18 protein-coding genes are annotated in these 19,471 nt (G+C 41.8%); 4 read left to right on the forward strand and 14 right to left on the reverse strand.

The genetic code is table 11. The annotated features are described in order from the left end of the window. Positions 1-4: 4 nt before the first annotated feature. Positions 5-1,306 carry an MFS transporter gene (locus K6I41_RS14390; RefSeq protein WP_250375793.1) on the reverse strand — a complete coding sequence of 434 codons (1,302 nt, stop codon included), beginning with the start codon at positions 1,304-1,306 and terminating at the stop codon, positions 5-7. Between the two features lie 77 nt (positions 1,307-1,383). After that, positions 1,384-2,133 carry an SDR family NAD(P)-dependent oxidoreductase gene (locus K6I41_RS14395; protein WP_250374655.1) on the reverse strand — a complete coding sequence of 250 codons (750 nt, stop codon included), beginning with the start codon at positions 2,131-2,133 and terminating at the stop codon, positions 1,384-1,386. A gap of 184 nt (positions 2,134-2,317) precedes the next feature. On the opposite strand from K6I41_RS14395, the gene K6I41_RS14400 reads away from it, so the two are divergent. Then, positions 2,318-3,193, forward strand: coding sequence for a LysR substrate-binding domain-containing protein (locus K6I41_RS14400; protein WP_250375794.1), 876 nt, complete (start codon positions 2,318-2,320; stop codon positions 3,191-3,193). 12 nt (positions 3,194-3,205) lie between these two features. On the opposite strand, the gene K6I41_RS14405 is transcribed toward K6I41_RS14400, so the two are convergent. After that, the gene (locus K6I41_RS14405; protein ID WP_250374656.1) at positions 3,206-3,652 is read right to left on the reverse strand and encodes a hypothetical protein; all 447 of its coding nucleotides are present in this window, start codon (positions 3,650-3,652) and stop codon (positions 3,206-3,208) included. 172 nt (positions 3,653-3,824) lie between these two features. Between K6I41_RS14405 and K6I41_RS14410 the strand changes: the two genes are divergently transcribed. Continuing rightward, the gene (locus tag K6I41_RS14410) at positions 3,825-4,970 is read left to right on the forward strand and encodes an aldose epimerase family protein (protein WP_250374657.1); all 1,146 of its coding nucleotides are present in this window, start codon (positions 3,825-3,827) and stop codon (positions 4,968-4,970) included. A gap of 68 nt (positions 4,971-5,038) precedes the next feature. Here the strand turns inward: K6I41_RS14410 and K6I41_RS14415 are convergent, their stop codons facing one another. After that, positions 5,039-6,259 (reverse strand): MFS transporter, encoded by a 1,221-nt coding sequence (locus tag K6I41_RS14415; protein WP_250374658.1) that lies wholly within the window; start codon positions 6,257-6,259, stop codon positions 5,039-5,041. A gap of 105 nt (positions 6,260-6,364) precedes the next feature. On the opposite strand from K6I41_RS14415, the gene K6I41_RS14420 reads away from it, so the two are divergent. Beyond that, positions 6,365-7,153 carry an AraC family transcriptional regulator gene (locus tag K6I41_RS14420; protein WP_049837673.1) on the forward strand — a complete coding sequence of 263 codons (789 nt, stop codon included), beginning with the start codon at positions 6,365-6,367 and terminating at the stop codon, positions 7,151-7,153. On the opposite strand, the gene K6I41_RS14425 is transcribed toward K6I41_RS14420, so the two are convergent. After that, positions 7,120-8,442 carry a glutaminase gene (locus tag K6I41_RS14425; protein ID WP_004703144.1) on the reverse strand — a complete coding sequence of 441 codons (1,323 nt, stop codon included), beginning with the start codon at positions 8,440-8,442 and terminating at the stop codon, positions 7,120-7,122. The genes K6I41_RS14420 and K6I41_RS14425 overlap by 34 nt on opposite strands. A 177-nt stretch (positions 8,443-8,619) precedes the next feature. Next, complete coding sequence (gene def, locus K6I41_RS14430) at positions 8,620-9,102, reverse strand: peptide deformylase (RefSeq protein WP_004703146.1); 483 nt, start codon at positions 9,100-9,102, stop codon at positions 8,620-8,622. Between the two features lie 234 nt (positions 9,103-9,336). On the opposite strand from def, the gene K6I41_RS14435 reads away from it, so the two are divergent. Continuing rightward, a complete protein-coding gene (locus K6I41_RS14435; RefSeq protein WP_250374659.1) occupies positions 9,337-10,635 on the forward strand; it encodes an MFS transporter in 1,299 nt (432 codons plus the stop codon). A 60-nt stretch (positions 10,636-10,695) separates the two neighbouring features. On the opposite strand, the gene K6I41_RS14440 is transcribed toward K6I41_RS14435, so the two are convergent. The 8 genes from K6I41_RS14440 to K6I41_RS14475 all read right to left on the reverse strand — a co-directional run bounded on the left by K6I41_RS14440 (position 10,696) and on the right by K6I41_RS14475 (position 19,455). After that, entirely contained in the window at positions 10,696-11,892 is a 1,197-nt protein-coding gene (locus K6I41_RS14440; RefSeq protein WP_216070919.1) for a putative porin, read from the reverse strand. Positions 11,893-12,047: 155 nt separating this feature from the next. After that, positions 12,048-13,688 (reverse strand): thiamine pyrophosphate-binding protein, encoded by a 1,641-nt coding sequence (locus K6I41_RS14445; protein WP_192455525.1) that lies wholly within the window; start codon positions 13,686-13,688, stop codon positions 12,048-12,050. 40 nt (positions 13,689-13,728) lie between these two features. Continuing rightward, positions 13,729-15,195, reverse strand: coding sequence for an aldehyde dehydrogenase (locus K6I41_RS14450; RefSeq protein ID WP_250374660.1), 1,467 nt, complete (start codon positions 15,193-15,195; stop codon positions 13,729-13,731). A gap of 13 nt (positions 15,196-15,208) precedes the next feature. Next, the gene (locus K6I41_RS14455) at positions 15,209-16,000 is read right to left on the reverse strand and encodes an aspartate dehydrogenase (protein WP_240288322.1); all 792 of its coding nucleotides are present in this window, start codon (positions 15,998-16,000) and stop codon (positions 15,209-15,211) included. A gap of 15 nt (positions 16,001-16,015) precedes the next feature. Then, on the reverse strand, positions 16,016-16,810 hold the full coding sequence (locus tag K6I41_RS14460; RefSeq protein WP_004703156.1) for an SDR family oxidoreductase: 795 nt from the start codon (positions 16,808-16,810) through the stop codon (positions 16,016-16,018). Between the two features lie 15 nt (positions 16,811-16,825). Beyond that, complete coding sequence (locus K6I41_RS14465; RefSeq protein WP_013198648.1) at positions 16,826-17,650, reverse strand: alpha/beta fold hydrolase; 825 nt, start codon at positions 17,648-17,650, stop codon at positions 16,826-16,828. 36 nt (positions 17,651-17,686) lie between these two features. Continuing rightward, the gene (locus K6I41_RS14470) at positions 17,687-18,208 is read right to left on the reverse strand and encodes a cupin domain-containing protein (RefSeq protein ID WP_013198649.1); all 522 of its coding nucleotides are present in this window, start codon (positions 18,206-18,208) and stop codon (positions 17,687-17,689) included. Between the two features lie 23 nt (positions 18,209-18,231). Next, positions 18,232-19,455, reverse strand: a complete 1,224-nt coding sequence (locus tag K6I41_RS14475) for an MFS transporter (RefSeq protein ID WP_144733237.1) — start codon at positions 19,453-19,455, stop codon at positions 18,232-18,234. Positions 19,456-19,471 lie beyond the last annotated feature (16 nt).

Genomic DNA, 19,471 nt, shown 5'->3' on the forward strand with positions numbered 1-19,471 from the left:
CTTATTAACGATTGACCAGTTTTGCCGGAACACGCAGAACCAGACTGGCACCAAAAATTAATACTGCTGTGATTAAGAACATGCCGATTGCATTTGAACCTGTGTTGGTGGTGACCCAACCGATTAAATAAGGTGAGCAGAAGCCTGCGAGGTTGGCGAAGCTATTGACGGCTGCAATACCTGCCGCTGCCGAAACACCACCCAAAAAGTTGGTCGGTAACATCCAAAATAAAGAGGATGCCGTCAGCACACCTGAGGCTGCGATGCAAAGGCAAATTAAAGAGAGGGTTAGATTTGAAGCGAATAAGGTCGCAAATGTGAGTGCTATAGCACCTGCACACATTGGAATAATTAAGTGCCAACGGCGTTCTTGGAAATGGTCACCACTACGTCCTGCCAAAATCATAACTACAATCGCGCACATATAAGGCAGGCTGGTGAGCAAACCGATATGCCAGTTATCACTAATGCCTGAGTTGCGAATAAGAGTTGGTAACCAAAAGGTAATGGCGTATTGGCCCATCACTACACAAAAATAGATGCCTGCGAGTAACCATAACCGTTTATCCGCAATAAACTCTTTGACACTAGCATGACCTTCTTTGTGCTGGTTATCTTGAGCAAGCTCTTGCTTCACCAAGTTTTTTTCGTCTTGAGTTAACCAGTTGGCGTCTTGAACTGAATCTTTTAAAACAGCGAGTACCAATAGACCCACGAGCACAGTAGGAATGGCTTCAATAAGGAACATCCATTGCCAGCCAAACCAACCATGTACACCGCTCATTCGGTCCATGATTAAGCCTGAAAGTGGCCCACCAATCATTCCTGAAATTGGAATCGCGATAAACCAAAGTACAGTCATGCGTGCACGGCGGTAAGACGGGAACCAGTAAGTGAGGTAGAGTAACAATCCCGGAGCCAAACCAGCTTCAGCAACACCGAGTAGAAAACGTAAGGTGTAAAATTGCCATTCGGTTTGAACAAAGGCAAAACAGCCAGACAAAATGCCCCATGTAATCATGATACGGGCAATCCAACGTCTTGCACCTACCTTGTGGAGGACGATGTTACTTGGCACTTCACAAAGAAAATAACCAATAAAGAAAATCCCTGCACCTAGCCCATATACAGCTTCACTAAACTGTAAATCACTCATCATCTGGAGCTTGGCAAAACCCACATTCACTCGATCTAAATAGGCACAAAAATAACAAAGCATTAAAAATGGCATGAGCCGAAATGCAATTTTTCGATACGCCGATTTACGAATCGCCATATCTACTTCAGATGAAAATACTGTATCCATCATGCGAATCCCTTTACATTTGGCCACAGTATCCTCTTGTGACCATCATTCTATTTTTAGTTTTTAAATGACAAACGTTAATGAATCAGCATGCCACCATTTACATCGAGTGTTACGCCAGTTAAATATGCTGACAGATCACTTGCCAAAAATAATGCTGCATTTGCAACATCTTGTGCTTTGCCTAAACGTCCGAGTGGAATACCAGCAAGAATGTCATGGCGACGGTCATCATTCATTAAACCGCCAGTAATATCAGTATGGATTAGACCTGGAGTAAGAGAATTTACACGAATTTGGTCAGGACCAAACTCACGAGCCATCGCTTTTGCCAAACCTAAAACCCCTGCTTTTGCAGCACTATAATGCGGCCCGCCAAAAATACCACCACCGCGTTGTGCTGAAACAGAAGATAGACACACAATGCTTCCACCACCATTTGCTTTCATGGATGGAATAACAGCTTGCGACATAATGAGTGTTCCGCGTAGGCTGACATCTAAAACACGGTCATAGTCATTGCGCTGAATATCGAGTGTTTTAACTGGCTGAGTAATGCCAGCATTGTTGATTAAAATATCAATCTTGCCGTAGTGCTGTAGTGCTTGTTCAACAGCTGCTTTGACCTGTTCTTCATTTGCAACATTTGCGGCAAGACCTAAATGTCCTTTACCAAGTGCCTTTGCAGCGTTTTGGCTTTGAGCAAGATCTAAATCAACAATAATGACTTTAGCACCTTGTTGTGCAAAGATTTCTGCGGTTGCTCGCCCAATTCCACGTTCTGATGCTGCACCGGTAATTAATGCCACTTTTCCTTGTAGTAACATGTTCAATCCTCTTTTACGCTTTATTTCCTGAGTTCTGACTTAGAATCTCTTTTTTCACAAAGCCCAGCAATCAGCTCGAATTCAACAAGGCATGAAAAAAATTCATGCCTATGCTATTTTTAAATAAGTTTTAGGGATAAAAACGGATCATTTCATGGATAGTAGTGAAAACAATTTCAACCAGATGCCCTCAATTAAAACATTACAGGCTTTTGAACAAACCGCCCGTTTCGGCAATGTCGCGAAGGCAGCCGAGCATTTGAATCTCACCCCTTCAGCAGTAAGTCATCAAATTGCTAAGCTTGAAGAAATGATTGGGCAGAGTTTATTTATTCGTGGTGCTCGTGGTGTGACGCTTACCCCTTCTGGCGAACGCTATTTTCAAGATGTCACGACCATTTTGCATAACCTGATGTTAGCCACTGAAAAAGCTGCCGATAAAAGCCCTAAAGACAGTCTATATATTCATTCATCCCCAAGTTTTGGTTTGCTCTGGTTACTGCCTCGCCTTGAATCATTTAAAGAAAAATTTCCAATGATTCAAGTTAACTTGTCATGTTCTTATGAAAATTTGCACTTTACTCGCGACAAGATCGACATTGATATCCGTCATGGTTTGCCCAACTGGACAGGGGTAGAAATCAGAACGATTCGTAATGAAAAGCTAGAAGTACTTGCATCCCCCAAACTACTTGAACGTAGTCCGGTTCATAAACCTCAAGATTTATTAAAAAAAGAACTGATTTTATCGCGCTCAACCTTGGTTACTTGGCCACAATGGTTTGCCCATCAGGGTTTAAGCATTCCTGAATTTCCTTATACTTTGAGTTTTGACCGCTCTTATATGTCACTTGAAGCAGCCACACATGGGCTAGGTTTTGTTTTAGAAAGTAATTTACTCACTCAAAATTATTTGGACTCTGGAAAGTTGGTTAGAGTTTTTGCAGATGAACTATCAATTCCTATCTCTGCTCATCATTTGGTGTATCCACGAACGCATCAATTTATTCCTAAAACTGAGCTGTTTTTAAACTGGATTCATGATGAGTTGGCGGATTGAGAAAGTGATTTCTTAAAGGATTTGAATTTGCTCAAATCTTAAGTGATGCATCATCTCTCGAACAAATACAAAGTAGGTAAAAACAGAAAGCTGATCTGGAGACACTTGGCTTGTGTAGTAACTCAAACGCTCTATAAAATCATTGAATCCATGCTCAAGCTCGATACGGCTGATTTGCTTTTTAGCACTAAAAAATAATTCACTGAGTTGTTTCATGGCTGCATCAGACGTAACAGCTACACCACTTATCTTTAAATTTCTAAGTGGCTTTGACTCGATAATTTCTTCAATAAAATAAATCATCTTTTCGATAGCAAGCTCATCAATAACACCATGGCCGATACTTTTTGAATCAATACCCCCCAAGCCCTGTTCGAGTTGGATGTGCTGATTGTCTAAGTCAAATGACAAACCATTAAGACCAAGCGAAAACTTTAAAACCGAGTCGGGATGAATCATAAAAATAGCTTACCGTTGAGTTTTACTAATAGGATTAGTGCCAGCTTGTTCAATACTTAGCGTTAACATCGCTAATTATCATTAACACTATATATAATAAAAAACTCTTTAAAAAGACGAAAAATCAATCTTATATTCATCCAATCCTACGATTAAAAAATAGAGTATAAGCATGAAAAAATTAGTAATTTTAGGTGTTGCGATTTATAGCTTTGCCCAACTTGCAAATGCAGCAACATTAAATGTAAAACCATATGGCACAACTCAAGATGGTCAAAAAGTTGATCTATACACCATGAGCAATAACAAAGGAGTCTCAGTTTCTTTTATTAGCTTCGGTGGTGTAATTACCCAGATTTTGACTCTCGATGCACAAGGTAAACAAAATAATATCGTTTTGGGCTTCGATGACCTAAAAGGCTATGAAGTCACTGATACAAAAGAAGGCATTCATTTTGGTGGGTTAATTGGCCGTTATGCGAACCGGATTGGCAATGCTAAATTTAGCTTAGATGGAAAAACGTATAATCTTGAAAAAAATAATGGACCGAATTCATTGCATAGCGGTAATCCGGGTTTTGATAAACGTGTTTGGCAAGTTAAGCCCCTCGTTTCTAAAGGTGAAACCGTTAAAGCTTCTCTTAAGTTAACCAGTCCAAATGGTGATCAAGGTTTTCCCGGAAAATTAGATGTAGAAGTGATCTACAGTCTTTCAGATCAAAATGAATTCCAGATTGAATATAAGGCCAACACTGATCAACCTACAATCGTCAATCTTACCAACCATAGTTATTTCAACTTATCAGGCGCTGGTAATAACCCTTATGGCGTACTGGATCATATTGTCCAGCTAAATGCAGACCGTGTATTGGTAACCGATCAAAACTCTTTACCAACAGGTGAGATTGCCTCAGTTGCAGGTACACCTTTTGATTTTCGAACGCCTAAAGCAATTGTGAAAGATATTCGAGCGAATCATCAGCAATTGGCCTATGGATATGGCTATGACCAAACTTGGGTACTTAATCAAAAGTCTCAAGAGAAACTCAATCTTGCTGCTCATGTTTTTGATCCAAAATCTAAACGGACACTGCAAGTCTTGACTACTGAACCAAGCGTTCAAATGTATACAGCCAATCATTTACTGGGAAATATTGCTGGGGCAAATGGCGTACTCTATCGACAAGCAGATGCGCTAGCATTAGAAACGCAGCATTTTCCAGATAGTCCGAATCAACCATCTTTCCCTTCTACACGTTTGAACCCAAATCAAACTTATAACAGTGTCACCGTATTTAAGTTTGGTATTCAAAAATAGTCTTTTGAATTGACACTATATTTATCTAAAAAAGACTCTCAGCTGAATATAACTGAGAGTCTTTTCCTTTATTTAACTTTTGTGTTTGGTAAAAATGCGGTGGCAAACCCAAGTAATGGCAAGAATGAACATAAACCAAATACCCATTCAATGCCGTTAATATCGGCTAAATGCCCTAACCCTGCTGCGGCAATACCACTTACCCCAAACATAAGACCAAACATTAAACCTGCAATCATACCAACGCGACCCGGAACAGCTTCTTGTGCGTAAACCACCATTGCAGCAAAAGCAGACGACAACACCAAACCTGCAATAATTGAGAAAACTGTTGTCCAAAATAAGTTTGCATACGGCATCATTAATGCAAACGGCGCCATACCCACAAATGAAACCCAAATAACAGCTTTACGACCAATTTTGTCACCAATTGGGCCACCAGCAAATGTACCTAAAGCAACAGCTGCTAAAAAGGCAAACAAATGCAATTGAGCTGTCTGGATGCTGATATGGAACTTTTGAATTAAGTAAAAGGTAAAGTAGTTACTAATGCTGGCAATGTAGGTAAATTTGGCAAACATCAATAAACTAATTGTGCTCAAAGCAATAATCAGCTTACGGCCATGCAATTTACTTTGTACTTGGTTTGCACGCGCAGCCACCTGATTTTTTGCATGACTTACCGTCCAGCGGCTTACGCCAAATAAAACCCAAATCGCTAAAAGTGCAAATATCACTAAGCCCGCAACTGCATGCTGCCCAAATGGAACAATCAATAATGCTGCCAACAATGGGCCAATGGCAGTGCCTGTATTTCCGCCCACCTGAAAAGTCGACTGTGCCGTACCGAAGCGCCCACCCGATGCCATTCGCGCCACCCGTGAAGCTTCAGGGTGAAAAGTTGCCGAGCCTACTCCAATTAGCGCCGACGCACATAACAACACTGTAAAGCTTGGTGAAAATGCTAACAAGATAATGCCGCAGAATGTAACCATCATTCCGAGTGGGAGAAGATATGGTTTTGGATGTTTATCGGTATAAAGTCCAATCCAAGGCTGAAGCAACGAACCTGTAATTTGATATACAAATGAGATCAGGCCAACTTGAGCAAAACTCAGCGAAAAGTTTGCTTTTAGCATTGGATAAATAGCGGGTAGCACTGCTTGAATCAAATCATTCAGTAAATGTGCGACCGCCACGGCGCCTACAATTTTAATAATCATTCCTTGAGGCTGATCATGTGCAACGGTATTGGCAATACCATCTTTCAATTGTATTGAAGACGTCATACCTGAAAAACTCCAATATTCTAAGTAAGATGCTTATTGTAAATTGTCGCTTATAAAGTTATCTTCCAATAATCATTGTATAAGTGACAATTTTTAGGATAGTTTATGTCCGATTCTCTTATTCAGTCTGATTTGTCTGAACTTGTGATTGGGCTATCTTCTGAGCATTCTTACCGAGAAATCACCCCTACCCACACACATACACGTGCGCAGTTTTTATATGCATCCACAGGAAACATTCAGGTGTTTACACCGAACAATGTCTGGATTGTGCCGCCGATGTGTGCCCTATGGATTCCTGCTCATGTCGAACACAGTGTGATTTCACTAAGTCACGTGAAGTTAAATACGGCGTTGGTTGAAGTAAATGCAGCCGCTCTAATGGGTCAGCATTGCTTTATTATTCGGGTAAGCAACCTGTTGCATGAGCTTTTGATTCGTTTAAATGAAATTGAACGAGAAGACACACCAAATACGGCGACGTCTCAAGAACTTTCTCGCTCTTTACAAATTTTGATTTTTGAAGAAATCCATCGGGCTAATTTATTGCCTATTCAGATTCCTTGGCCGAAAGACAAACGACTATTAAAAATTTGCCAAGAGTTATTACATACTCCTGACCATTCAAAAGACTTAACAGATTGGGCTGATGAGATTGGTGCGAGTTCTAGAACCCTCATGCGTATGTTCCAAAAAGAAACTGGACTGTCTTATCGGGCATGGGTCCAGCAAATGCACATTGCACTTGCCTTAAGTAAAATTGCGAATGGAGAATCTATTGCTCGAATTTCTGAATCACTGGGGTATAACAACCCCAGCGCGTTCAGTGCGATGTTTAAGCGACATTTAGGAAAAACACCTCAGCAGTTTAGAAGTTCTGCGATGTCGCTATAAGTCTTTTTTTTTGCAGGTAGGTCATGCTTTTCGAGCAAATCATCAAAATCGTGGTAGACATGAAGCTCACGATCTTTACCAGTTCTCGCATGATCTAATCGTTGTTCAGGATCCACTAAAACAAGCGTATGGCCATCATCAATCAGACGATCAACGCCTTCTAAGAACATACGTTTACCCACATCGTGGATAAGTGAAATCTGGGTTAAATCAATGACGATTGTGCTTTGGTCAGTTGTCTCGTCTTGTAAAATGCGCAACAACATTTCAGCTTCAGTAAATTTCAATACACCGCGAAGCACATATACACTTAATGAAGCATCTTTTCCTGTGCGGTAATGACTTTGTACAATCGTTTGTGCAGAAGGTGTACCTTCCATGAGGTGTAATCCCATGTCACGAGATAACCGTTCTAAAATATCGATGCCTCGAATACTATGACCATGCTCATCTAAACGAGGAGAAAAAGCAGCAATACTGACCTGACCCGGCAGCACACCTAAAATACCGCCTGCTACACCACTCTTAGCAGGAATACCTACAGTCGACAACCAGTCACCCGCGGCATCATACATGCCACAGCTCATCATGACACTGAGCACTTGTCTAACCACAGATCGGTTTAACAAACGCTTTCCAGTTTTAGGGTCAACCCCACCATTGGCAAGTACACTGCCCATACGTACCAAGTCTTTAACTGTAACCATGATCGCACATTGACGAATGTAACCATTCACAATATCGACAGGGTCAGTCTCTAAAATTCCGACAGTTCGCAACATATAACCGATCGAAAGATTACGGTAAGCAGTTTTGACTTCCGAATCATAGACAGACTCATCAAAACTTAGTTCACGCCCTGCAAGCTCGCTCATAAAACGGCGTAGAATTTCTGCACTATGTAAACCATGCTTGACCTGAATCAAGGAATGCACAGTAATTGCGCCAGAGTTAATCATCGGGTTTTTCGGACGTCCGTCTTTACCCAATGAAATTTCATTGAAGGCTTCTCCCGAAGGCTCTACCCCTACTTTCGCAAGTACTGCATCAATGCCAAGCTGTTGTAAAACATAGGCATATACGAACGGTTTAGAAATTGATTGAATGGTGAATTCAACATCATCATCTCCAATCGAATAAATTTCGCCATCTACCGTAGACATGGCCAAAGCTAATCGATCTGGATTTGCATTTGCTAACTCTGGAATATAGTCAGCTAGATGTCCGCTATTATCTACCTCACAGGCTTCTATCACATTTGCCAAATAATCTGGGAGAGGGGTTTTCATGGTCAGTAACCTTAAATGAGGAGATTTACACTTTCGATCATTTTTTCAGCACAACCTGCTGATAATATTAAAATTATAATTTTTTAGTGAAATAAAAATCACGATATAAGTATTGTAATTCCGATGGCTTATTTATTTCAAGCTCATTATACGTTTTTAAAAACTTTAAATTGAGGATTAGATTATTCTTTCCACAAATAGAACTCCATTTAAATGATCGACTTCATGTTGAACAATTCGAGCCGGAAAACCATGGAAAACCGTTTCAACGGCTTCACCCTGAAGTGTTAAATATTTCACCTTAACCATTTCTGCACGTTCAACTTGTCCACGCTCATCTGGCACACTTAAGCAACCTTCTTCACCCAAAAGCGTTTCATTTGAGAACTCTAAAATTTCAGGATTCACCATCACCACAGCATCCATTTCAGGTGCATCGGGATAGCGTGGGTTTGGTCGAGATGCCACAATAATGACGCGTTTAGAAATATAAACTTGCGGTGCGGCAATCCCTACTCCATTACGCTCAAGCATGGTTGCTTGCATAGCAGCAGCAAGCTGATAAAGCCAGTCACTATTTAATTCATTTGCCGAGACAGGAGCCGCAATCAATTTCAAAATATCTTCACCACGCTTCGCGACTGGTAAAACTACGCTCATCCTTTGAATCTCTCATTAAACTGGCTATGACGAGTTTTATTGTGTCGCTGAATGGCTCAAAAGAAAAGTCATTCCTACATCTGTTTTTGTTTCATCTAATGCGTTTTTTGTTTTAAAGCTTTTTTATTTGAGTGATGAAAATCTACACCTCTTCATAGAACAAATTTCCTCCATTTACTTTTACTTCACTTTTCCATTAATATCCAAACTTCAATTACAACAATTAAGTAAAAAATGGATCAGGACTTAACTTTGCAGGATGCGAACTATCTTAATAAAGAAGATAAACGAACCCTTGCCCTTTCTTCATTGGGCGGTGCTTTAGAGTTTTACGACTTCGTGATTTATGTGTTTTACGCCAAAATCATTTCCGACCTGTTTTTCCCCAGCACACTCAGTCCATTTTGGGCCATGCTGAACACTTACGGCATTTTCGCAGCAGGTTACTTTTTTAGGCCCTTAGGCGGGGTTGTCATGGCCCATTTTGGTGATCTGGTCGGGCGTAAAAAACTATTTTCACTTTCTATTTTGCTAATGGCGCTGCCTACTCTGTTTATCGGGATTTTGCCGACCTTTGAAAATATTGGGTATTTGGCACCCCTACTTTTATTGCTTATGCGTGTAGTACAAGGAATTGCCATTGGGGGTGAAATTCCAGCCGCATGGACCTTTGTGTCAGAACATGTACCCGAAAGAAAAATCGGACTGGCAAATGGTTTACTCACTGCCGGACTGTCTCTAGGAATTTTACTAGGCGCGCTGATGTCTTTATGGATTTCACTGAATTTTAGTGAAGGGCAAATCCACGACTGGGCATGGCGTATTCCTTTCATTGCAGGTGGTATTTTTGGTCTAGTCGCACTTTATTTACGGAATTATTTAAAAGAAACTCCTGTGTTTAAAGCCATGCAGGCACGTAAAGAAATTTCAAAAGAAATGCCTGTGAAGCAAGTGTTAAAAACACATAAAACAGCCGTTGCGATTGGCATGTTATTTACGTGGTTTTTAACCGGCTGTGTGGTGGTGGTGATTTTAGCCATGCCAAATTTATTGATTGGTTCATTTGGCTTTGAGCGCGCGCAGACTTTTGAAATGCAAAGTGCAGCAATTGTTATGCAAATGGTCGGCTGTATCTTGGCTGGCTATTTTGCTGACCGTTTTGGCTGTGGCAAAGTCATGATGGTCGGTGCGCTTGCCGTTGCACTTACAGCAGCAGTTTTTTATAACAGTTTGGGTCATTCCGCACATTCAACCATTTTTGGTTTATATATGTTGTTGGGTCTATGCTCAGGTACTGTCGGCATGGTGTCGAGCAGTATGGTCAAAATGTTCCCCGCGCCTGTACGTTTCTCGGGCATTTCATTTTCTTATAATTTATCGTATGCAATTGTTGGTGGTATGACCCTGCCTTTAGTGCATTGGCTCAGTCAATATAGTGATATTGGTGCGATGTATTATATTTTCGCGCTGACCATTTTGGCCTTTGTGACTGCCTTTGTGTTTTGGAATAAGTTTGAAAAAAAGAGATATTAAATGCTTTAAATTATTAAATAAAAAACCACGCCGATTGCGTGGTTTTTTATGCTATTCGCTTTAGAAAGTAAACCCAATATTAAAGTTAATCCGGTATAGCCATTTATCACTGTTTGGCGAGGTTGCAGAGGTATAACCTGTTGAATTGGTCGCCCCACCAATAATGTTAGAGTTTTTGCCCCACGTATAATCTGCCCAGACCATAAATGGTGAAGCAATAAACATCATACCTGTGGTGTTCATTTGCGAGTCGGACCAATCATCACGTTTTTTATCGAGGTAACTATAGTCATTATAAAACTTAATGGATTTTAGCTTACCCATATTCGTGACAGGCAACGTATAAGCAAGGTTTAAACTGGCAATCGTACCTTCTGAAGCAATGAAATAAGCAGGCGTAAGGCCATTCGCTCCCATCAAAGTCATATCACTATTTACACCATCCGGATTTTTAGCATCGTACTGATAGTGAATGACCGAACTTTGTAAGTTAAAGCGTTTGTAGTTGTTTTCAGTGTGCAAACCGACTGCATAATATTTGCCGTCTTTATCGGTAATATCATTATGCAACTGAGCAATTGCACCCGATACACCGAACTCTTGCTTACCGAAATCAGTTTCTAACTTGCGAACAATGCGGGTATTCACCTGATTGCGTTTTTCATTTTGATAGGCTTTTTGAGATGGAAATGCATTTCCAGCCAAGTCATCATAAGTTGCACTTTCAGGTGAATAACGCAAATTCGTCTCTAACATTTGCGGGTAATAACCGAGTTTTAAATCCCAGTCTTTGTCGTGATAATTCCAGTTAATCCCCGGTGCAATATTGTTGCCATAACCTAAAAAGAATGGAATGTGATAGGTCCAGCCATTTTGTGGGTATGGATAAATCGTGAAAGGTTTATAGACCAGACCCGCTTCAATGCTGTTATTGGCATCTAGGTTATATCCAACATATGCTTTTTCAATGGACGTTTTTTGCTGGTCTTGAAACATATAACTGGCATTGATATAGGCATCATCAAACTTTCCTTTGAGATCTACCCTGAAAATATCAAAATGGAGCTTACCAAAACCACGGTTTGGCCCTTCCCAATCTTCATAGCGTTGATTTAACCGAACCACCCCACCTAACTTTAATGAGTCGGTGCCGTCATCACTTTTCCATTCAAGCAATGAGTCTTTTGCAAATGCATTGACGCTTACCCCCAGCGTAAACGGTGCAATGAATGCCATGATCAATGAAGTCTTTTTCATCTCTACATCCTTGATTGAGTTCCAGCATCCTGCTGGAACTTTATTTGTTTTACCTGTAAAACTTCGTTTTTATTGTTTTTTAGACAAAAAAATTTATCTAAAAAAAGGATGGCTTAGCAGCTCCCATCGCATATGTACTAAACCATCCAAACTGGTTAATACAGTTTCTTTTGCGGTGGACCAGCGAAGTTTAATGGTCCAATCGAATTCATATCGAGCTCGATTACAGTTGGCCCTTCAAAAGCTATAGCCTCTTGAATAACCGTTTTAAACTCATCTGCGCTACCAACTTTCCAGCTCTTCACACCCATTGATTCGCCAAGAAGTTTGTAGTCAGGTGTATGCAATTCATTGAAATACTGACGACCACCAAAGTAGTTATTTTGAATGCCACGCATTACTCCATAACCACCGTCATTCATAATCATTAAGACCATGTTGGTGTTTTCTTGCACCATGGTTGCAATCTCACCAATGCCAAGCATTAAGCCGCCATCACCGACTAAACCAATCACTTTTTTGTCAGGGTTAGCAACCGAAGCACCGATTGCAGTTGCAAGACCTAAACCAATTGCACCCGCAAGTGAGTGGATGTTTTGGTTTGGCGCTTGTACTGGGAATAAACGACTGCCCCATGTACTGCCCGACATGGTGATGTCTCGTACAAAAATGCCATCTTGCGGTAAAGCTGCACGCAAGTGATCACAAATTAAAGCGTATTGGTCGATTTGCTTACGAAGTGCATCAATTGCAGCCTGTTTTGCTGCCACTACAGCAGCATCGTAATCGGCATCAACTTTTGAAGTGCCTTGAAGCTGTTCTAAAACACGTGTTAAGACATCTTTGGCATCACCACAAATGAAGTTACGGATTTTGTAATTACGTTGCTGTGCGACTGGGTTTGCATCGACCTGAATAATGTTTTCAGGGAATTCAACCGAATAGGTTTTAGTTTCATTACTACGTAAACGAGACCCCACCACAACCATTAAGTCAGCATCTTTTAATAACTGCTCAACCGCCGCCGAGTTATGGAAAGCACCTAAACTACGTGGATGATCATCTGCTAACACACCGCGGCCGTGCGTAGACGACACCACCGGAATACCTAAATCTGCAATGGCTTTAACTTCGGCAACGCTATTTAAAGTTCCACCACCAATCCAGAAAATCGGACGTTTTGCTTTTTTGATTTCGCTTACAAGAAGATCAATTTCAGCTTGTTCTGCCTGTGGCAACTCAAGTGCTTTCACTGGCCCAAGATTAAGTGGCAAATCAATTTCTGCTGCTTGTACATCAATGGGTAACTCAACACTTACCGGTCCCATTGGAACTGTGGTTGCTACACGGATGGCTTCACGAATCACACCAATAGCATTGTCTGGACTGGTAATACGGAACGCCGCTTTGCTTGATGCGCGCAAGAATGTAAGTTGGTCTTTGGTTTCATGGATGAAGCTTGCATCACGGTCGAGATATTCACGCTCAACTTGACCTGTTAGGTGCAATACAGGACTACCAGCATTCATTGCTTCTATCAATGAACCTACCGCATTACCTGCACCAGCGCCTGTACTGGTTAACGCTACACCTAGGCCTTTAAAGCGTGAGTGTGCATCTGCCATGGTGACCGCACCCGCTTCACCACGGGCTGCAACAAAACGCATTTTTTCACGGCGTCCTACTGCATCGGCAATAGGTAAATTGTGGATGGAAATAACACCATAAATACTATCAACTTGGTGCGCTTCTAAAACTCTTGCGATTGCTTCGCCTACATTTACACGTTCAGTCATGTCTGTTCCTCAAAATTTGTTTTTTCAATCCTTGAATTTATTAATCGCACCAAGGGTTAGGCTGTTCATTCAGCCCCATATAAATACTCTTTTGTTGCATGTACGATAAAATGCCCAAACGGCCTTTTTCGCGCCCAATCCCACTGTCTTTAAAGCCACCAAACGGCGCACTAATCGAGAACTTTTTATAGGTATTAATCCATACCGTTCCTACTTCTAACGCACGTGCAATACGCCAAGCTTTACGGTAGCTTTCAGTCCAAATGCCTGCGGCAAGACCAAAACAGCTGTCATTGGCTTGGGCAATTAAATCTTGCTCGTTGTCATATTTCATAACGACTAAAACGGGGCCAAAAATTTCTTCCTGACAGGTTTGAGCACTGTTATTTAAGCCCGTGATAATGGTAGGTAAGTAATAACTTCCTTTGACATAGTCACCAGTTGTAAGTGCTTCACCACCAATCAGAACTTGACCACCTTCGCTTTTAGCAAGCTGCACATAGCGGTCGACGGACTGCAAATGTTTGTCATTGACCAATGGCCCTAAATGCACACCCGCCTGTTCTGGATGGCCCACACGTAAGCCTTTGGTAATTTCAACCAAACGCGTTAAAAACTGATCGTAAAGGCTGCTATGAATAAACAAGCGAGAACCTGCGATACACGCTTGGCCTGCCGAGCTAAAAATGCCGTACGCGACACCTTTAGCAGCCAGTTCAACGTCTGCATCTGGCAAAACGATGGTTGGTGACTTTCCACCTAACTCAAGCGAAGTGGTAATCAGTTTGTCTGCAGCAATATGTGCCAAATGACGCCCCGTGGTTGTTCCACCTGTAAAAGAAATTTTACGAACCAATGGGTGTTGAGCAATGGCATCACCAATGATAGAACCACGGCCAACCAACACACTGAGTAAGCCTTTTGGTAAACCTGCTTCTTCAAAAATTTTGGCAAGCTCTAAAGCAATCAGTGAAGTTGCTTCTGCTGGTTTTAACACCACGGCATTTCCTGCTGCCAAAGCTGGAGCAAGCTTTTGAACTTCACTCGCAATTGGAGAGTTCCAAGGGGTAATGGCTGCCACAACGCCCACTGGTTCATGCACACTCATGGTCATAAAGTCTGGAGCACGTTGAGTGGTGAGCTCATCGTTCAATGTTTCACATGCCGCAGCAACATAACGTGCAGTTGCCGCCGCGCTCATCACCAAGCCACGAGTTTCAGTTAAAGGCTTACCATTATCGCGTGTTTGTAATTTCGCTAATTCATCTACACGCGCTTCAATAATGTCTGCAACTTTGTAGAGAATACGTGCGCGCTCATGCGGCAAGCTGTTTCTCCAACTTGGTTCACGCCAAGCCTGATCCGCTTTTTCAATTGCTTCATTTACATCATCAAGCGTTGCTGTTGAAAGCTCAGCGTTAACCGACTGATCTGCCGGAAACAGGCTTTGAATGACTGCACCACGGCCTAATCGCCATTCACCTGCAATATAAATTTCCTTCGCCATGATCAAATCCTTCTTAAATCTGTATTGCTTCTACACTGTTGCGACAAGCACGAATCACGCTAAGCGCAGCCAAAGTTGATGTTTTTGGGTTACTTGGTAACGGCACGCCCACCAGTTCAATGGTCATTTGCCCAAAGCCACCTTCTGCCACAATGGTGTGTTTGTTTTTGTTGATAGTTGGATCAACCGTTAACTCAACCATGGTTTCATCCATTCCAAGCCCTGCAAGTGCAATCGTTGCTGCAACGTTGGCATTGGCTGGAAATTTCATGGCAGCTTCACGCGCAGTTCCTGTGAAGAAGACCGTAGGTTCAGCAACATGGTCTAAATCGACCAATTGCTCTGCATAACTACCCTTCCAGCTTTTTGGACTTTTACAGCCTTTGTAAGTGACCTTTTGCAAACCACCTTCTTTGGCCGCAGAAATACCGTCAATACCTGCGATAGCCCCTGCCAGTAAATGCAGATGGGCATCATTTTTTTCAGCAGTTTGTTTAAGCTGAATTAAAAACTCGTTATCAGCCAAAGTACCCACCGAAATCAGACCAATGGTCCAGCCTTTCGCTAAAACTTTTTGAGCATGTTCTTTCACTGCTGCTTGACCTGCCACCTCAATGACATAGTCTGGCTCACCATCACATTGCTCAATATCGGAAATCACCTGAATCTCGGAAGACACTTGTGACTGCACTTTTTCAATGCTGCGAGATGGTACGACAATCCATTTGAGTTGCAGATCTTGAGGCAAATGGGCATATACTTCTGCTGCCATTGCGCCAAAACCAATCATCATCAACTTTTTCATGACAGCACCTGATATTTATAAATGTTTGTTAAAACCACCTGAGACATCTATTGCCGAACCTGTGGTGTAAGATGCCAATGGTGATGCCAAGAAAACTAAAGCACGTGCTGGCTCTTCTGGGCGGCCTAAACGCTGCATAGGAATACCGCGATTTTTTGCGATATTGCCTGTCCACTCCTCCCATGACAGATTTAAATCTGAACGGGTTTCATAACGGCGTTTCCACTGCGCAGATTCAACCATACCGAGTAAAATCGAGTTCACGCGAACACCATATTGAGTAAACTCATGTGCCAAAGAATGGGTTAAGTTCAACAGTGCAGCGCGTGCAGATGAAGTCGCAATCATGTGCGGTTCAGGTTGCAATGCCAGTAATGAGTTCACATTGGTAATAGACGCATTTGCCGACTGTTTTAAGTCGTCAAGAAAAGCTCTTACCGGATGTAAAACACTGAAATATTTCAGCTCAATTTCTTTCATCCAGTCTTCATCTTGTGTGTTTTCAAAATTTGAAACACGGCCTTGCCCAGCATTGTTAATGAGCATGTCCACATTGCCCAAATTGAGTTTGACGTCTTTAGCAAATTGCTGAACTTCTTCTTTTTTCAATACATTGCATGCTTTGGTAAAAATATTGGCATGTGGAAATTTTTCTAAAATATAGTGCTTAGAAGCATTTAAACGTTCTTCATCGCGACCACACCAAGCAACTTTTGCACCCTCTGCAACCAGTATTTCAACAGCAGCCAGCCCAATCCCAGATGAGCCACCGGTAACAACTGCAACTTTTCCTTCAACTTGGAAGCTCATAATCCTTAATCTCTCTTACGATTGTTCCTGAATCGTCAACATAATTTGGTTAAATGCTTGCGGTTGGTCGACATAACTTAAATGTCCTGCATCTTCTATGATGAAGCGCTGTTCCAACTGCAATTCCTGAGCAAGCTCTTGTATACCTAACGCAGGAGTGATTTGATCTTGCTGCCCTGCAATCACTGTGCATGGGACTTTTAAATGGGTTAAATAATTACGTATTTCGTCATATGCCAGTAAGTACGATGCATGTGTGAAACCCTGTAGGGTCAACTGTTGCATCACCTCTGAAACTAAGGCTAAGGCTTGTGGCTCTTGTTTATAAATCAAATGAGGTCCACGGCTTTCGGCCATGCCTTTAGCACCAAGTTCTTTCAACATTTTTGGTCTTTTTTCAAAAACCTGAATTTGTGTTTGTTCATCGTGGCGCTGGTAACCTTGCGCTAAGTTAGCGACAACCAAGTGTTCCACTCGCTCTGGGTAAAGTGCAGCGAATGCACTCGCCTGTAAGGCACCTAATGAGTGTCCAACCACAATTGCTTTTTCAATTTTTAAAACATCGAACAATTCAACCAAACGCTTTGCATAATCAGTAGCATCGGGTTGATCAGTTAAAAGTTCATCTGATTTGCCATAGCCCGGCGCGTCCCAGGCAATGACATGAAAATGATGAGACAACACTTCAAGTTGGTTCACCCATGAAGCAGAACCTGAACTAATGCCGTGCAGCAGCACAAGGTACTCGCCCTGACCGGCTTCCCGATAGGCTTGCTGCTGGCCTTGAACAGTGACGGTTTTCACCGGAAATTCTGCTAACTTTTCAATGAGTGTCATCATTTTCAATTCTTTCCTTTTATTCACTTCATCAAACAATTAACGTTTGATTTGAGACAATGGATGCTCTGGTGGATAGTTCGGAATGGTTGGTTTACCTGTTCCTAACATCACACACATCAAGGCATCTTCTTGACCTGGGTTAAACAAACCACGGTAAATTCCCGGTGGAATTGAAATCAGGTCACGCTCTTTTAAACGAGTCTCAAATTTTTCGCCGTTGTGCTCAATGAACAAATCAATTTCGCCGCGAAGCATAAAGAACACTTCTTCAACATCGTGATGAATGTGCAAAGGACCTTCACACTGTGGTGGCAGAACCATGGTTGAAAACGTGAAGTTTTCTGCTGGAACGGTGTTACCGTCATTTGCAACACCTGTTGCACCGGTACCCATGTAACGCATTTGTGCACGGCGATATTTCGGGTCGTAATCAGCTTGGAACTTCAAAGCCTCAAAGTCATATTTACGTGTCTCAAAGCGAGCAATACGCGTGTTTAACCAATCTTCTAAAGAAGCATTTTCTGGTTGTGCCCACGATTCGAATTGTTGTGTAGTCATTTTTTAAACTCCTATACAGTGAATTAATAACGTTTTAAAAGAGGAACTAAGAACAACGATCCAATGACAGCGACAGCAGCCAAGAAGGTAATTCCTAAATTAAAACTATGTGTTTGCATCACGATGTAACCGATAAGAACAGGCGCAATTGCACTTGCAAAATTACCTAAACCGTTAAATATTCCACCCGCAGTCGCCCCTACATTTGAGGTCGTCACTCTTGCAAGCAGAGCAAATACCGCCGCTACTCCAAAGCCCCACGCCATAGCACTTAAAGACATGGCAGCAATAATCAATAGTGGCTCAGTCATAATGACCATCACATACATGAAGATGCCCGCGAGTAATAAACCGCTAAATACTTGAATTGCACGGCGGCCTAACTTGTCAGATAAAAACGCACCGATAATTTCGCCAATTAACATGGCAATGAACGGAAAGCTTGAATACATCCCAAACTCTTTGAGATTGAATCCTTTGTCTTGCATTAAGTAAGAAGGAACCCAGCTGTTTAAGCCCCACAAATACGTCATCAACGCAATGTTAAAGAGACACACCAACCAGAATGCGCTGTTACTTAAGAGCAATTTAGTATTGGCAATGTGACCTTTGAAATTGGTACGTTTACTCTCACCATCAATTTCGACAGTTTTCTTGAGCTGTAAGTTACGTAAACCAAAAACAATGCTGAAAATGGCAATGAGCGTTAAACCCGCCATCACAAAAAACGTGGTGTGCCAGTCATGGTGCGCTAAAACATTTGCAGTGATTGGGAACCCAAGAAATGCACCAATCGGTGTTCCAAGTAAGAACATGGTAGAAGCACGTGCTTGCTGATGATCTGTGTAAGTCTGCTTAACAATGGTGTATGCCAAGGCAAATAACGGACCTTCTGCTAAACCAAGTAATACACGTAAAATCAACATGCCTGAATAACTGGTGGTGAAGCCCATGCAAAACATGAGTAAACCCCAAGAGGTCACGCTCCAGAACAGCATTTTCTTTGGGTTAAAAATGTCACCCAAGAAGCTTAGAAAGACTGATGAAAAACCATAAGCAAGCAAGAAACTTGTCATGAGCCATCCGAGCTTGGCCTTATCTTCAGCAATTCCCATTGCACTTTGAAAATGAGGATCTGAAAATAAAACCGCAATACTAATCTTGTCGAAAAATGCCAGTACCACACACACCATAAGGACAAAAGCAGGCACCCAATGCTTCAATCCACTTTTTTCTTCATTACTCATGCGTCATTCCTTCGAT

The organism is Acinetobacter sp. AS23 (assembly GCF_023612055.1).
GTDB classification, from domain to species: domain Bacteria; phylum Pseudomonadota; class Gammaproteobacteria; order Pseudomonadales; family Moraxellaceae; genus Acinetobacter; species Acinetobacter oleivorans.